This window comes from Streptomyces sp. NBC_00775, assembly GCF_036347135.1.
Lineage (GTDB): Bacteria > Actinomycetota > Actinomycetes > Streptomycetales > Streptomycetaceae > Streptomyces > Streptomyces lutosisoli.
This window is the reverse complement of record NZ_CP108938.1, coordinates 5,821,875-5,836,906: the sequence shown is the minus strand read 5'-3', so window position 1 is coordinate 5,836,906 and position 15,032 is coordinate 5,821,875. Positions and strand designations below refer to the sequence as shown.

At 70.5% G+C, this 15,032-nt stretch carries 12 protein-coding genes; 5 read left to right on the top strand and 7 right to left on the bottom strand.

Annotated features, from left to right (window positions below):
• Positions 1-131: 131 nt before the first annotated feature.
• On the top strand, positions 132-2,534 hold the full coding sequence (locus OIC96_RS26055) for an excinuclease ABC subunit UvrA (RefSeq protein ID WP_330305527.1): 2,403 nt from the start codon (positions 132-134) through the stop codon (positions 2,532-2,534).
• A 61-nt stretch (positions 2,535-2,595) separates the two neighbouring features.
• Here OIC96_RS26055 and OIC96_RS26050 read toward each other — a convergent pair whose 3' ends face one another.
• From OIC96_RS26050 to OIC96_RS26040, 3 genes are all read right to left on the bottom strand, one after another.
• A complete protein-coding gene (locus tag OIC96_RS26050) occupies positions 2,596-3,159 on the bottom strand; it encodes an HAD domain-containing protein (RefSeq protein WP_330305528.1) in 564 nt (187 codons plus the stop codon).
• A 50-nt stretch (positions 3,160-3,209) separates the two neighbouring features.
• The gene (locus OIC96_RS26045) at positions 3,210-3,758 is read right to left on the bottom strand and encodes a GNAT family N-acetyltransferase (protein ID WP_330305529.1); all 549 of its coding nucleotides are present in this window, start codon (positions 3,756-3,758) and stop codon (positions 3,210-3,212) included.
• A 109-nt stretch (positions 3,759-3,867) separates the two neighbouring features.
• Positions 3,868-4,638: an SDR family oxidoreductase gene (locus OIC96_RS26040; protein WP_330305530.1), complete on the bottom strand. Its 771-nt coding sequence runs from the start codon at positions 4,636-4,638 to the stop codon at positions 3,868-3,870.
• A 106-nt stretch (positions 4,639-4,744) separates the two neighbouring features.
• Here OIC96_RS26040 and OIC96_RS26035 point away from each other — a divergent pair, with 106 nt between their 5' ends.
• From OIC96_RS26035 to OIC96_RS26025, 3 genes are all read left to right on the top strand, one after another.
• The gene (locus tag OIC96_RS26035) at positions 4,745-5,632 is read left to right on the top strand and encodes a sigma-70 family RNA polymerase sigma factor (RefSeq protein ID WP_330305531.1); all 888 of its coding nucleotides are present in this window, start codon (positions 4,745-4,747) and stop codon (positions 5,630-5,632) included.
• Positions 5,633-5,971: 339 nt separating this feature from the next.
• Positions 5,972-6,856 carry a nitroreductase/quinone reductase family protein gene (locus tag OIC96_RS26030; RefSeq protein WP_330305532.1) on the top strand — a complete coding sequence of 295 codons (885 nt, stop codon included), beginning with the start codon at positions 5,972-5,974 and terminating at the stop codon, positions 6,854-6,856.
• Positions 6,823-7,521, top strand: a complete 699-nt coding sequence (locus OIC96_RS26025) for an SDR family NAD(P)-dependent oxidoreductase (protein WP_330305533.1) — start codon at positions 6,823-6,825, stop codon at positions 7,519-7,521. The genes OIC96_RS26030 and OIC96_RS26025 overlap by 34 nt, the downstream gene beginning before the upstream one ends.
• 64 nt (positions 7,522-7,585) lie before the next feature.
• On the opposite strand, the gene OIC96_RS26020 is transcribed toward OIC96_RS26025, so the two are convergent.
• Both OIC96_RS26020 and OIC96_RS26015 read right to left on the bottom strand, forming a co-directional pair.
• Positions 7,586-9,622, bottom strand: coding sequence for a HelD family protein (locus tag OIC96_RS26020; RefSeq protein ID WP_330305534.1), 2,037 nt, complete (start codon positions 9,620-9,622; stop codon positions 7,586-7,588).
• A 71-nt stretch (positions 9,623-9,693) separates the two neighbouring features.
• On the bottom strand, positions 9,694-10,308 hold the full coding sequence (locus tag OIC96_RS26015) for a TetR family transcriptional regulator (protein WP_330305535.1): 615 nt from the start codon (positions 10,306-10,308) through the stop codon (positions 9,694-9,696).
• A gap of 106 nt (positions 10,309-10,414) precedes the next feature.
• On the opposite strand from OIC96_RS26015, the gene OIC96_RS26010 reads away from it, so the two are divergent.
• A complete protein-coding gene (locus tag OIC96_RS26010; RefSeq protein ID WP_330305536.1) occupies positions 10,415-11,386 on the top strand; it encodes a zinc-binding dehydrogenase in 972 nt (323 codons plus the stop codon).
• A 35-nt stretch (positions 11,387-11,421) separates the two neighbouring features.
• On the opposite strand, the gene OIC96_RS26005 is transcribed toward OIC96_RS26010, so the two are convergent.
• On the bottom strand, positions 11,422-13,644 hold the full coding sequence (locus OIC96_RS26005) for a phosphotransferase (RefSeq protein WP_406501764.1): 2,223 nt from the start codon (positions 13,642-13,644) through the stop codon (positions 11,422-11,424).
• A 75-nt stretch (positions 13,645-13,719) separates the two neighbouring features.
• The gene (locus OIC96_RS26000) at positions 13,720-14,778 is read right to left on the bottom strand and encodes a phosphotransferase (protein ID WP_330305537.1); all 1,059 of its coding nucleotides are present in this window, start codon (positions 14,776-14,778) and stop codon (positions 13,720-13,722) included.
• Positions 14,779-15,032: the final 254 nt, after the last annotated feature.

Below are 15,032 nucleotides of genomic sequence, written 5' to 3'. Positions count from 1 at the left end.
CCGGCGGTCGCGGCCAAAAACGGACGTACTACTCGCGGCCGGCTACTCGAAGCCAGTCAGGTCGATCCAGGCGACGCCGACGGAGACCGCGAAGGCGGCCCCGCCCAAGAGGCCCACGAGAGGGAGACACGATGAGCATGGCCACGAGGACGGACGCGAAGTCGCCTGCGCCGCACGCCGCTGCTGCCGCCGCCGACAGCCACGACCTGATCCGCGTGCACGGTGCGCGCGTGAACAACCTCAAGGACGTCACCATCGAGATCCCGAAGCGCCGGCTGACGGTGTTCACCGGTGTCTCCGGCTCGGGCAAGAGCTCGCTGGTGTTCGACACGATCGCCGCGGAGTCGCAGCGGCTGATCAACGAGACCTACAGCGCGTTCGTGCAGGGCTTCATGCCGACGCTCGCGCGGCCCGAGGTCGATGTCCTCGACGGGCTGACGACCGCGATCATCGTCGACCAGCAGCGGCTGGGTGCCGACCCCCGCTCGACCGTCGGCACCGCGACCGACGCCAACGCGATGCTGCGCATCCTCTTCAGCCGGCTCGGGAAGCCGCACATCGGCTCGCCCAAGGCGTTCTCCTTCAACGTCGCCTCGATCAGCGGGGCGGGCGCGGTCACCATGGAGCGCGGCGGACAGAAGGTGAAGGAGCGGCGCAGCTTCAGCATCACCGGCGGCATGTGTCCGCGCTGCGAGGGCCGGGGCACGGTCACCGATCTCGACCTCACCCAGCTCTACGACGACTCCAAGTCGCTCGCCGAGGGCGCGATCACCGTCCCCGGCTACACGGGCGGCGGCTGGAACTCCCGGCTCTACAGCGAGTCGGGCTTCTTCCCCCCGGACAAGCCGATCCGCAGGTTCACCAAGAAGGAGCTGCACGACTTCCTCCACCGCGAGCCGACCCGGATGAAGATCGCGGGCATCAACATGACCTACGAGGGGCTGATCCCGCGGATCCAGAAGTCGATGCTCGCCAAGGACCGGGAGGGCATGCAGCCGCACATCCGGGAGTTCGTGGACCGGGCGGTCACCTTCACCACCTGCCCCGAGTGCGACGGCACCCGGCTCACCGAGGGGGCCAGGTCGTCGAAGATCAAGCGGATCAGCATCGCCGACGCCTGCGCGATGCAGATCAGCGACCTGGCCGCGTGGGTCCGCGGGCTCGACGAGCCGTCGGTCGCGCCCCTGCTCACCGCACTGCAGCAGGCCCTCGACTCGTTCGTGGAGATCGGCCTCGGCTATCTCTCGCTCGACCGGCCCGCGGGCACCCTGTCGGGCGGCGAGGCGCAGCGCGTCAAGATGATCCGCCACCTCGGTTCCTCGCTCACCGACGTCACCTACGTCTTCGACGAGCCCACCATCGGTCTGCACCCGCATGACATCCAGCGGATGAACGGCCTGCTGCTGCGGCTGCGGGACAAGGGCAACACGGTGCTCGTCGTGGAGCACAAGCCGGAGACGATCGCGATCGCCGACCACATCGTCGACCTCGGCCCCGGCGCGGGTACGGCGGGCGGCACCGTCTGCTTCGAGGGCACCGTCGAGGGGCTGCGGACCGGCGGCACCATCACCGGCCGCCATTTCGACGACCGGGCCGCAGTCAAGGAGACGGTGCGGAAGTCCACGGGCACGCTGGAGATCCGCGGCGCCACGACGCACAACCTTCAGGAAGTCGACGTCGACATCCCGCTCGGGGTGCTCGCTGTCGTCACCGGCGTCGCGGGCTCCGGCAAGAGTTCGCTCGTGCACGGCTCGATCCCGGCCGGCGAGGGCGTGGTCTCGGTCGACCAGGGCGCGATCCGCGGTTCCAGGCGCAGCAACCCGGCGACGTACACCGGACTGCTCGACCCGATCCGCAAGGCGTTCGCGAAGGTCAACGGCGTGAAGCCGGCGCTGTTCAGCGCGAACTCCGAGGGCGCCTGCCCCACCTGCAACGGCGCCGGCGTCATCTACACCGACCTGGCGATGATGGCCGGCGTCGCCACCACCTGCGAGGAGTGCGAGGGGAAGCGGTTCGAGGCTTCGGTCCTCGACTACCACCTCGGCGGCCGCGACATCAGCGAGGTGCTGGCGATGTCGGTGACCGAGGCGGAGGAGTTCTTCGGCGCCGGCGAGGCACACACGCCGGCCGCGCACCGCATCCTCACCCGGCTCGCCGATGTCGGGCTCGGCTACCTCAGCCTCGGCCAGCCGCTCACCACACTGTCCGGCGGCGAGCGGCAGCGGCTCAAGCTGGCCACCCACATGGCCGAGAAGGGCGGCATCTACGTCCTCGACGAGCCGACCGCCGGCCTCCACCTCGCCGACGTCGAGCAGCTGCTCGGCCTGCTCGACCGGATCGTCGACTCCGGCAAGTCGGTCATCGTCGTCGAACACCACCAGGCGGTCATGGCCCACGCCGACTGGATCATCGACCTCGGCCCCGGCGCCGGCCACGACGGCGGCAAGATCGTCTTCGAGGGCACCCCCGCCGACCTCGTCGCCACCCGCTCCACCCTCACCGGCGAGCACCTCGCGACGTACGTCGGCGCCTGACGGAGGCCCTCACGGACACCGGCGCCGACGATCACGAGGATACGGACGCCTGGAACCGCCCTCAGAAATGAGTCAGCCACTCTTCGAGGGCGGCGAAGTCCGCGTCCGTGAGGCCGTGGCGGTGATCCACGCGATGCAGCAGTGCTCGCCCACGGTGGTGCGCGGCGACCCAGGTCCGGTCGGCGTCGGTGATCTCGTCGTCGACCCAGAGGAAGTCGCGGCCGGACGCCCAGTGGACGAGCGGGCGGGTCTTCCAGTGCGGCGCACCCCACTCGGCCTCGTCGGAGTCGGAGGGGTCCGGCCAGACCACGAAGGGCAGTTCCGGCAGGCCGAGCCACGGCGCGACGCACTCGTTCGCGTCAGCCATCCAGGTCGTGGCCCACACCAGATCGCACGGCAACGCCGCCAGTCGCGGGCCATGGGCCGGATTGATCCTGGTCAGCAGTGGGTTCACCGCGGCCGGCTGGGGCCCGAGGCCGGTCCGGCGCATCGGGGACACCGGGGGTGCCGGGAGTGCCGGGTACGTCGGGTATCCGTCCGGGTACTGCTCCGGCCCTGCCCCGAACGGGATGAGTGGTCCGTCGACGTCGAGGAAGAGAAGTGGACGCGGCGCATTTCCGTCCATAACCGCAGGATAGACGTGAACCGCAGGATAGACGTGCTCTCTACGGCCCCTCAGCCCCGGGACGTCCACTCCTCCCGGAGGAGTCCGAACTCCACGCCGTCGTACCACTTGCCGCCCACGCGTACGCTCTCCCGGCGCCGTCCCTCCTCCACGAACCCGATCGCGCGGAAGGCGCGCAGGGCACGCTCGTTGCCGCTCCAGGTGTCGAGTTCGACGCGGTGCAGTCGCAGGGCGCCGAAGAGGTGGTCCAGCAGCAGGCGGAGGGCCTCGGAGCCGTAGCCGCCGCCCCAGCGGTCGCGTTCGCCGATGGTGATACCGACCGTCGCCCGGCCGGCGAAGGAGTCGAGGTCGCGGTAGTCGACCATGCCGATCGCACGGCCGTCGGCCAGGTCCTCCACGGTGAACGTCTGCTGCGCGCGCGGGTCGTCGCGCAGACGGACCTCGTGGAAGTGCGCCACCGCCTCCCGGGTGACCGGGCCGAAGAGCGGGTCACCGCCGGTGGCCCAGTGCACGACCTCGGGGTCGTTGCGCCAGCGCACCTGGGCGTCCACGTCGTCGGCGCGCAGCGCCCTGAGCCGTACCAGCTTGCCTTCGATCATTCGGTGATCATATGGACGGGTGAGCGGCGGGGTGGAGGGGATTTCCGCCGCGCGCACGGCAAGCACCCGCACCTCCCCGGCTCCCCTCACACGGCTCACCCGGCGCCGCTCAGCCCACCCGCTCCGCCAAGAAGTCCTCCCAACTCCGCTTGCCGGTGTCCGCTCCGGCCAGCGTCAGGTTGTCGCCCGCGCGGTAGGCGCGTCCCGCCTTGCCGGGGATGCGGAGCGGCATCATCGGGCGGCGCTTGCCGCGGGCCTTGAGGTAGCCGCGGGCCAGGTCGTCCAGGCCGTACACCTGGGGTCCGGTGAGGTCGGGCACCAGGCCGGCCGGGCTGCCGAGGGTGAGTTCGGCGATGCGGGCCGCGACGTCGCGCGCGTCGACCGGCTGGAGGCGCAGCCCGCCGGGGACCGGGAAGACCGGCATCTTCGCCATCGTCTGCACCATCTTCAGCGTCAACTCGTGGAACTGGGCGGCCCGCAGTGTCGTCCACGGCACCCCGGATTCCGCGATGGTCCGCTCGGCGTCCAGCTTCGACCTGAGCCAGGCCAGCGGGACGCGGTCCGCGCCGACGACCGAGATGTACACGAGGTGCCGTACGCCCGCGGTCCGCGCGGCCCGCACCAGGTTGCGGGTCGCGATGTCGTCGCCCTTGGGGCCGCCCGCGAGGTGCAGGACGGTGTCGACGCCGGTCAGCGCGGCGTCGATGCCCTCGCCCTTCAACAGGTCGACGGCCACGTACTCGACGCCGTCGGTGGCCTCGCGGGCGTGCCGGCTCAGCACCCGTACGTCGCGGCCGGCCTCCCGCAGCAGCGGGACGGCAAGGCTTCCGAGCGTGCCGGTGCCGCCGGTGACCAGGACGGTTGCGGGGGTGGAGGTCATGGCTGCTCCCAGGTTCGTGAGGACGGGAGGTTGGAAACCCCTGTCCCCTCAGCGGGTTCTCGGTGTTCTATTCCTCTGACACCCCGCGCGGAAGGAATGTGACACGGTGGGCGAGAGCGCATGGCTGGCGGAGCGTTTCGAGGAGCACCGGACGCATCTGCGGGCGGTGGCCTACCGGATGCTCGGCTCGGTGAGCGAGGCCGATGACGCGCTCCAGGAAGCCTGGTTGCGCGCCAGCCGTGCCGACACCGACGACATCGAGAACATCGCCGGGTGGCTGACCACGGTCGTGGCGCGGGTGTGCCTGAACCTGCTGCGCACGCGCGAACGGCAGCGCGAGGAACCTCTCGACGTACGGCTCACCGACCCGGCCGTCGCCCCGGAGGACGGCGGCGACCCGGAAGAGGAAGCCGTGCTGGCCGACTCCGTCGGCGTCGCCCTGCTCGTCGTCCTCGACACGCTCTCTCCCGCGGAACGGCTCGCCTTCGTCCTGCACGACATGTTCGCCGTGCCCTTCGACGACATCGGCCCGATGCTCGAACGCTCACCCGCCGCCGTACGGCAGCTCGCGAGCCGCGCCCGGCGCCGGGTCAAGGGAGCCTCCCCGCTGCCCGAGGCCGATCTGACCCGCCGGCGCCGCGTCGTCGACGCCTTCCTCGCCGCGACCCGCGGCGGCGACTTCGAGGCCCTGGTCGCCCTCCTCCACCCAGACGTCGTCCTGCACGCCGACACGTTCGTCATCCCCACCCCGGAACCGGTCGTCGTCAGCGGCGCGATCACCGTCGCCAAGGGCGCGATGGCCGCCACCGGCCGCGCCCACTTCACCGGCCCCGCCCTTCTCGACGGAACGGTCGGCCTGGCCATGGCCCCCCTCGGCCGCCTCCGCCTGGTCCTGACCTTCACGCTCACGGACGACGACCTGATCACCGGAATCGACGTCATCGCAGACCCGGACCGCCTCGGCGAACTGGAAGTCGCCGCCCTGGATGCCTGAAAATATGCGCGAAATCGCTTGGGCAGGGAATAGCCCATTGCATTAAGGCCGCACCCGGCATTAGCGTGACGTCCATGACTGCCGGGTCGGCCTTGTGCCGTGAGCGAGTTGGTTGCCCGGCCTCCGAGTGAGGCCGGGGCGGGGTAGAGCCCCGCCTGCGCTTTCTTCGTACGACGTCTTCGTACGCCTTCCTTGTGCGCACCCCCTGTTGGGGACGGAGCGCGCCTTCACGCACCACATTCCGCACCGCGGGCTGCGATCAATCCACATGCGCGCCGCATGCACGCCGCATTCGCCCCGCGGCAATTCCTCCTGCCCGAAAACAAAAGAAAGCAGCGAATGCCCAACCCCTTCAATGAGCAGGTCATCGATGAATTCCGCGCCAACAACGGACGCGTCGGCGGTTATTTCGAAGGAGCCCGGCTGCTCCTGCTGACAACCACCGGCGCACGGACGGGAACCCCGCACACGACCCCCGTCGGCTTCTACCCCGACGGCGGCGAGCGCGTGCTCGTCATCGCGTCGGCCGGGGGCGCGCCCCAGCACCCCGACTGGTTCCACAATCTCGTCGCGAACCCGCGGCTGACCGTCGAGGACGGTGTCTTCACCTACGAGGCGGATGCGGTCGTACTCGAAGGCGCCGAACGTGACGCCGTCTTCGCCCGCGCGGTGGAGGCCGACCCGGGGTGGGCGGAGTACCAGGCGAAGACGGCTCGTGTCATCCCCGTCGTCGCCCTGCACGCGATCCCGAAGGACGGCCCGCCGAACGTCAACGCGGGCTCCATGGCGGACGCCCTGAAGGTCGTCCACGACGCCTTCCGGCGTGAACTCGCCCTGGTGCGCAAGGAGGTCGCGGAGCAGGGGCCGGCGCTCGGCGCCCAGCTCCCCGTCAACTGCCTCACCCTCTGCCAGGGCCTCCACAACCACCACACCGGCGAGGAGCTCGGCATCTTCCCGTTCCTCGCCGGCCGCCATCCCGAACTTGCCCCGGCCCTGGACCGCCTGCGCCAGGAACACGAACGGATCGCGGGCCTCCTCGAAGAGCTCCGCCGGGTTGTCGCTGCCGAGGACGCGGACCCCGGTCACGTACTCTCCGAGGTGGAACGCCTGACCGCCGACCTCGAAGCCCATCTGACGTACGAGGAAGAGCAGTTGATCCCACTTCTGACCCCAGCGACAGCACCGGCGGCATGGACGGACCCGGCGGCCGGGGCCGTCGAGTGATCGCCCTCGTCACCGGCGCCAACCGCGGTATCGGCCACGAAGTCGCCCGGCAGCTGGCCGCCGCGGGGCACACCGTGTACGTCACGGCGCGTTCCGCCGAGGCGGCCAGGGCGGCGGCCGAGGACGTCGGGCCGAACGCCCGCCCCCTCCGCCTCGACGTCACCTCCCCGGCGGACATCGACGCGGCAGCCCGGGACCTCACCGCCCTCGACGTCCTGATCAACAACGCGGCGATCACGTACGACACCTGGCAACACGCCACCACCGCCGACCTGGACGTCGTACGCGAGGCGGCGGAGACGAATCTGTACGGCCCCTGGCGGCTGACCCAGGCGCTGCTCCCCCTTCTCCGTGCCGGCGCACACCCGCGCATCGTCAACGTCTCCAGCGAGGCCGCGTCCCTGGCGAGCATGGGCGGCGGCACCCCGGCGTACTCCGCGACCAAGACGGCCCTCAACGCCCTCACCCGCATGCTCGCCGCCGAGCTGCGCGCCGACGGGGTCCTGGTGAACGCCGTCTGCCCGGGCTGGGTCGCCACGGACATGGGCGGACCCGGCGGCCGGCCGGTCGAGGAGGGTGCCGCGAGCGTCGTCTGGGCGGCCACCCTCCCGGACGACGGCCCCACCGGCGGCTTCTTCCGCGACGGCGCGCCGATCCCCTGGTGACAGGTGACAGGTGACGGGTAACTGGCCACTGGTTACTTGCCGTTGGTTACCGGCCTCTGGTCACTCACCAGGGGAGCGGGCGTGAGTGCACCACGTCCAGCCGGGACACCGCCCGCGTCAGCACCACGTACAGCCGGTGCAGCCCCCGTGCCTCCGCCTCCGCAACGGCCGCCGGTTCGACGGCCACGACATGGTCGTACTCAAGTCCCTTGGCGAGAGCGGCGGGCAGCACCGCGACGCGCGCGCCCAGTTCGTCGGGGCCCGCCGCCGCGATCCCCTCGGCGCCGAGTGCCTCCCGTACGCGTACGACATCCGCGTCGGCGGCGATCACCCCGACGGAGCCCTCGTGCGTGAGCGCGTCGCGCACGGCGGAGACGGTCGCGGGCAGGACGTCGGACACCGCCCGGATCCTCAACTCGCCGTCCCGGCGCAGGGACTGAGCGGGCGGCACCGCCACATCCAGCCGGGCCAGCAGCCGGTTGGCGAGTTCCACGACGGCACCGGGCACCCGGAAGCCGGTCGTCAGCGGTACGACCGCGGCGTCCGGCTTCCCCAGGTGGCCGAGGAGGTCGCCCCATTCCCGCGCCGCCCACGGCGTCGTGCCCTGCGCGAGGTCGCCGAGCACCGTCAGCGATCCGAACGACGCCCGCCGTGCGATCGCCCGGCACTCCATCGGCGACAGGTCCTGGGCCTCGTCGATGACCAAGTGCCCGTATCCCTCGGGGTGTTCGATGAGCCCGGCGACCTCGTCGAGGAGGACGAGATCGGCAGCGGACCACCGCGCCGACTTCCACGAACGCGGCGGCTTCGCCCACAGGACCGCCTTCTGCTCGTCCGCGTCCAGGACCCCGTCCGCCGCCGCGGCGAGCGCGTCGGGGTCGGTGAGCAACCCGGCGACGAGCTCCTCCGCACGCACCTTGGGCCACACCGCTTCGACGTACGCGCCGACCGGCCGGGCCCGCGAGATCTTCTGCAGCCAGGCGTTCGTGCACGGCCAGGCACGCCGTTCGGCCTGCTCCTGTACGTACCGCACGGCCCGCGTCCGCACCCGCTCGCGCCCGACGGCGTACGGGGGTTCCTCGGCGCGTACGTCGTCCACGATGCGACGGAGTACGCCGACGGGGACCCGCCAGCAGTACGAGCCGTCCGGTACGGCGAGGGAGTCGGCGGGCCTGCCGATGTTCCCGTACAGAGCCCGGCGCAGCACCTCCGCCATCCGGGGATCGTGCTTGACGACGGCCGCACGCTCGTCGTCCTGCGCCGTCACCGGGTGCCGGGCGATCTCGTCCCCGATCGTCGACTGCCGTACGCCTGTCTCGCCGAGGGCGGGCAGGACCTCCGAGATGTACGAGAGGAACGTGCGGTTGGGGCCGAGGATGAGCAGTCCGCGGCGGCGGATGCGCTGCGGGTGGGTGTAGAGGAGGTACGCGGCCCGGTGCAGGCCGACGGCCGTCTTGCCGGTGCCGGGGGCGCCCTGCACACAGACCGAGGCCGCGAGATCACCTCGTACGAGATCGTCCTGCTCGGGCTGGATGGTGGCGGCGATGTCGCGCATGGGGCCGACCCGGGGGCGCTCGATCTCGCCCGCGAGGATGCGGCCGTCCGACTCCTGGCCCGTGCCGATGTGCTCGTCCTCCAGGCCCGTGAGGTCGGCGGAGTCGCCCTGGCTGCCGGGCGCCCAGCCGAAACGGCGGCGGACGGCGACGCCCTGCGGTTCGCGGGCGCTCGCCTGGTAGAAGGCGCGGGAGACGGGCGCGCGCCAGTCGACGACCAGGGGCGGCGCGGCGGGGTGCTCGGTGATCCGCAGCCGCCCGATGTGATAGCTCAGCCCGGCGTGGTCACCGGCCGCCCCGGCATCGCGCCCGAAGTCCAGCCGGCCGAAGAACAACGGCCCTTGGGGCAGTTCACGCAGTTCCTTCGCCTTGCTGCGCAGCCGGTACCCGAGCACTTCGGCGTCGGCACCGGAGGCGGAGACGTCTTCGCCGGTGACGACCTGTTCCTCGGCGCCGTCGACCATGGCGGCGAGGGCGGCGCGGCAGGTGTCGTGGTAGTCGCGTTCGCGGGTGAGGGACTGGGCGAGGGCAGGGTCGGGGGACGTCATACCGTCCAAGATAACGGAATAACGTAACCGAGTTAAATTTTTTACCCAGTCACGATCGATGGAATCAGGGATCAGGCGAGCCCGGGAAGCCCCCGCCCCAGCTGCTCGAACGCACGTTCGGCGGCGGCGACCGCGTCCCCGTAGACCTCGTCGACCCCCTCCCCCGCCGCGATCCTCCGCCAGTTCTCCTCGGCGAGGATGCGGCGTACGGCGACGATCTGCCCGGCGGCGAGCCGCGCGTCGAGGCCGCCGCCCAGGGCCTCGGCCAGGGCGGCCTCGGACCGCTCCAGGTACCCGTACAGCCGCGCCACCAGCGACGGCGTCCCGTAGAGCAGACGGTGGAAGGCGTGGACGGCCGGATGGTCATTGAGCCCGGTGACGGGATCACGCCGCCGCAGCCCGTCCAGGAAGTGCGCACGGAGGGCGCCGATCACGGACTCCCCCTCCGCCCGGCCGGCGACCACCCGCGCGGCTTCGTCCTCGTGGTCGGCGAACCGGTGCAGGACCAGATCCTCCTTGGCCGGGAAGTACCGGAAGAGGGTCGGCTTGGAGATCTCGGCGGCGGCGGCGATCTCGGCGACGGACACGGCGTCGAAGCCCTTCTCCAGGAACAGCCCGATCGCCGTCTCGGAAACCGCCTGGTACATGCGCTGCTTCTTGCGCTCGCGGAGCCCCATCTCACCCATGCCCCGAGCCTACGCATCCCTCCGGGCGGCCCTTGACCTCAACCGGGCTTGAGGTCGAAGACTGCGGGGACTGCGCAGGACTCGACCCGCTTCCCAGGAGTGACCCATGCGAGCAGTACAGGTGAAGGCGTTCGGCGGCCCCGAGGTCCTCGTCCCGGTGGAGGTCCCGGACCCGGTCCCTGCGCCCGGCGAGGTCCTGATCGACGTGGCGTACGCGGACACGATCTTCGTGGAGACGCAAGTGAGGTCGGGCTGGGGCCGCGACTTCTTCCCGGTGACGCCTCCGTACGTTCCCGGGGGCGGCGTATCGGGCGTGGTCGGCGCCCTTGGCCCGGACGTGCCCGCCGAGTGGCTGGGCCGCCGGGTCACCTCCTTCGTGTCGGGCAGCTACGCGGAGCGGGCCGTCGCCCCGGTCTCGGCTCTGACCGTCGTACCCAACTCCCTGGACCTCCTCCAGGCCGCGGCCCTGGTCCACGACGGCGTCACCGCCTCCGGCCTCCTCGAACTGACCGCCGTCGGGCCCGCCGACCGCGTCCTCGTCCTTGGCGCCTCCGGAGGCATGGGCACCCTGCTGATCCAACTGGCGCACGCGCGTGGCGCACGGGTCGTCGGGGTGGCCCGTGGAGAGGCGAAGACCGCTCTGGTACGGGAGTTGGGCGCGGACGCGGTGGTCGACGCCACGACCTCCGACTGGACGACGGCCGCCCGTACGGCACTTGGCGGCTCACCGGAGGCCGCGGACGTGGTCCTGGACGGGGTCGGCGGCCAACTCGGCGCCACCGCCTTCTCCTTGACGGCGGACGGCGGTCGCTTCTCGGCCCACGGGGCACCGTCGGGCGGCTTCTCCCCCATCGACACCACTGAGGCCACCCACCGTGGCATCAAGCTCTTCGGCATCACGGACGTCCAGTTCAGCCCCGCCGACCTGCACCGCCTCACCTCCGCCGCCCTCGCGGAGGCCGCGGCGGGGCGGCTGCGGCCCGTGATCGGTGAGGTGTTCGCGGTGGAGCGGGCGGGGGATGCGCATGCGGCCATCGAGGGGCGGGGGTTGGTGGGGAAGGTCGTCCTGGAAGTGTGAGCGCGGCCCCCGCCCCACGCCGCGCCGGTGCGCACTCAGCCGCCGCTGTGGACACCGTGCAGCAGCGCCCGCGCCAGATAGGGGTTCGCCGTCGGCCGCGGCGGCAGCCCCAGCGCCGCTATGGCGGCCTCCAGGGTCGTCCCGTACGAGTCCACGGCCCGGTTCACGTTGGGGGCTTCGAGGTCGGCGCGAGCGAGCAGCCGGTCCAGGTCCACGTAGGCGGAGCGGATGATCTCCAGCCAGCGGTACACGCGCCAGTCCTCTTCCCAGGCCCAGGTGTACACAACGGGGAGCCTGGTCGCCCAGCGGCGGAACATACGGTCGCGGATCTCGGGCAAGGTGGGCGTGAGATGCATGTGCCGGACCAGGTCGTACAGCGGGTCGCCGACCATCGCCCGCTCCCAGTCGATGAGGGTGAGCGCGAACCCGTCGTCGCGGCGCACGAGGTTCCAGGGGTTGAGGTCGCCGTGCAGCAGGGCCGGCTGCCGCAATGTCACCTGGTACCGGGAAAGTATCTGGTGCAGTACGCCGGGGTCGGGCAGCCCCAGTTGCCGTGCCATTTGCCGCGACCCCTTGGGCAGCTTCCGGACCAGGTCGACCAGTTGTTCCTTCAGCCAGTCGCAGAAGCAGAACCCGAGGTCCGCCCCCAGCGGATCCAGTCCCAGGTAGTCGAGCTCGGTCAGCGCACAGAGCTGGTCCACGAGTCCGTCCGCCTCGTGCGGGAGGAGGCCGTGCACCGGGTGGTTGGGAGGATGGTCGCCGTCGAGCGGCCCGACGTAGGTGTGGATGGCGAACGGGTCACTCGCCCGGGGGCTCTCGTAGAGGCTCTCGCCCAGTGCCAGCACGCGCGGCACTCGCACCGGCAGACCGGAACGTTCGATGGCCCCGAGCACCGCGTGTTCGCTGAGGAAGCGGGACTCGGTGCGGCGGACCGACGCCAGGTTGCGGCGCACGACGACCGGGTCCTGGACACCCCGGACGTACACGACCGAGTTGACGTGCGCGGTGCCCTTGAGCACGCGCTCCGCCGGGACCACCGCCTCGGCGAGCAACGCGCCGAGCACTGCCGACCGGGGGAAATCGGGATGCTCGGGCATCCGGTCGTCCGGTCTCCAGTGCATGACCGGGACGGGACGGGTATCTCTTGCCGTGGCCCGACTGCCGGCCTGCCGGCGCAGCAGAAGCCGCTCGATCTCGTTCTCGTCGGGCACATGAGGGAGCATCAGCGGTTCGGCGGCCGCCTCCAGCGCCCTGTGCACCGCCGCCGTCGCGGCGTCCAGGGTCTTCTGCTCGGGCGAGCCGTCCAGGGACCTGACCGCGCGCATCACGTCGGGGAACACCGACTGGGCGCGCTCGAAGGCTATGTAATGGCGCAGGTCCCGCGCCAGGCCTCGCACGGCCGCGGGCCGCACGGCCTCAACGCTGCCGGCCCACGCGTCGATCACCTCTTCCCACTGGAACTCCGGGTACCGCATACGGACCAGATGGGTGGCGAGATCGTGCAGGGGGTCGCCGTAGGTCGCGAGCTCCCAGTCGACGCAGATCAGTGGAGGGTCGACGCCGTAGGCCACGATCACGTTGTCACGGTGCAGGTCCGCGTGGAGCAGGCTGTACGGGCGGCGCGCCATGGCGGGAACCCGCCGGCCGAACTCCGTCATCGCGTCGCCTGATACGCCCAGAGCCGCGAACAGCCCACCGAACTCCGCCCAGTTGGGGTCCCGGATCTGCTGGTCCGCGAGATGGGCGAGTGTTCGCAGAAACCCCCGGCTGTCATGGGAGCCGTGCGGCCAGCAGCCGGGCAGTGGCGGCAGGTGTTCCCTGCCCACCCGCGACATCTGCGCGAGCAGATCGGCCAGCGCCTTGACCAGCAGACCGTCGACCGGCTTGCCGTTCGGGCAGATGCTTTCGAGCGGTACGCCCTCCACATAGCTGTGGATGGCCGAACCCTCGCGCCTGGCCAGGCAGCGCGGGACATGGGGCAGTACGCACGCGACCCCGTCGAGGAGCTCCGCCTCGTCCGGCCAGGTCCTGATCACCACCGGCAGTGCCTCGGTCCGCCGGACCCGGACGGTCACGTGCGTGCCCGCCTCCTGGCCGAGAAGCCGGGCCATGCGCTGCGTCAACGGAGCAACGTAGTTGGAGTTGTGATGACCCCCGCTCGCCGCCCCGTACAGCAGCGCCGCATGGATGAACTCGTCATACGCGTCGTCGCCGGTGAAGTCCCGGGACAAGGCACGCGGGACAGGAGGTACGCCCACTGGCCGCTCCTTTGTGAGCGAGTCCGATATCCAGGGACAACTTGGGTATCACAGATCGCCGTTGCACGGCGCACGTTACAGCGCGCGCTCCGTACGGAACTCCTTGTGATCCTGATACCAGCGAACGAGTGAACCCGTGATCTGTCGCATGCCCGGCACTCTTTCGAGCCCCAACGGCTCCGCCGCGGCTGCCAGCACGCGCTGTATTTTGCCGCCCGCACGAGTGAGGAGACGTTCGTCGCCCACCGGGCCCGCGCCCAACGACAGGGACATCCGGATGACATCCGTGAAGAGCGACTGAGCCCGCTTGTAGTCGAGCAGTCTGGGCAGATCCTCTTCCCATCCGGCCGAGCTTCCGGGGACGACACCCTCGACGGCATCCCTCCAGTACTGCGCCATCCTGCGCTGCTGGGGCCTCGGGTAGCGCATCAGGTAGAGGTGGGTGGCCAGGTCGTAGAGCGGATCGCCGAGCATCGCCAACTCCCAGTCGATCGTCCAGAGCTGGTCCTCCCGGTCGACGACGAAGTTCTCGCGATGAAGATCCGCATGAAGAAGACAGAACGGGCGTTCGGTCAGTCCCGACACATGTTTTCTGAGCCGTTTGAAGGCGTCGCCGTCCACCCCGAGGGATCCGAACAGGACCTCGAAGTCGCCCAGGTTCTCCTGGTACACGCGCTCTTCGGTGAAGCAGATCAGCCGGTCCAGGAAGCCGGAGCTGTCGCCTTCGGTCGCACGGTCCTTGGGTTCACACGTCCGCTTCACGGTGAGTACTTCAGGTCGTACGGCAACCAACTGCCGGAAGAGTTCGACGATTTGCAGGAAGAGGGAAGAGGAGATCGCACGACCGGACCCGTACCGCGCTCCCAGCGTCTCTCCCTCGATGAACCGCTGAAGACCGACGGGCCCCGCCTGGATGATGTCGGGGATACCCGTGATGTGTCCCTGAAGAGCGCGGAGCAACTGCTCCTCGGAGGCGAAGCAACGCCGGTCGAACCACAGCAGGTTGGCGCGCGGTTCACGGCACTTCCAGCGGACCTGCTCAACCGTTTCGTCCCCACCGGGCAGCGGAAACACATAGGTCTCGTGGTGGTAGCCCTGGAGTGGTCCTTCGACCACGTTCGCGTTGCCACTCACCTCAACGGCTCGCTGCCGAGCCAAGGAAGCCGATTCGGACATTGCCCGTTCTCTCGCGTGAGACCGCACCAATGGTGAAGGAGGGGAGAACGGTACTCCCCAGCCGGTGAGCATCGTGCCAGAAGCGATTCTTCTGATCACCTCCGTCCCCTGCGTGAACGTATGAACGCCTGCTCGTGCGAAAGCGGAAACTTGACGGAGCCGGCACGACACGCCTGCGCGGATTCGGCACGAGACACAGGCACGGATTCGGC

Excerpts from the sequence above, each read along its gene's own strand:
- OIC96_RS26055 (WP_330305527.1), top strand. The coding sequence starts at position 132 with ATGAGCATGGCCACGAGGACGGACGCGAAGTCGCCTGCGCCGCACGCC.
- OIC96_RS26015 (WP_330305535.1), bottom strand. The coding sequence starts at position 10,308 with ATGGGTGAGATGGGGCTCCGCGAGCGCAAGAAGCAGCGCATGTACCAG.
- OIC96_RS26030 (WP_330305532.1), top strand. The coding sequence starts at position 5,972 with ATGCCCAACCCCTTCAATGAGCAGGTCATCGATGAATTCCGCGCCAAC.
- OIC96_RS26040 (WP_330305530.1), bottom strand. The coding sequence starts at position 4,638 with ATGACCTCCACCCCCGCAACCGTCCTGGTCACCGGCGGCACCGGCACG.
- OIC96_RS26045 (WP_330305529.1), bottom strand. The coding sequence starts at position 3,758 with ATGATCGAAGGCAAGCTGGTACGGCTCAGGGCGCTGCGCGCCGACGAC.
- OIC96_RS26025 (WP_330305533.1), top strand. The coding sequence starts at position 6,823 with ATGGACGGACCCGGCGGCCGGGGCCGTCGAGTGATCGCCCTCGTCACC.
- OIC96_RS26050 (WP_330305528.1), bottom strand. The coding sequence starts at position 3,159 with ATGGACGGAAATGCGCCGCGTCCACTTCTCTTCCTCGACGTCGACGGA.
- OIC96_RS26010 (WP_330305536.1), top strand. The coding sequence starts at position 10,415 with ATGCGAGCAGTACAGGTGAAGGCGTTCGGCGGCCCCGAGGTCCTCGTC.
- OIC96_RS26020 (WP_330305534.1), bottom strand. The coding sequence starts at position 9,622 with ATGACGTCCCCCGACCCTGCCCTCGCCCAGTCCCTCACCCGCGAACGC.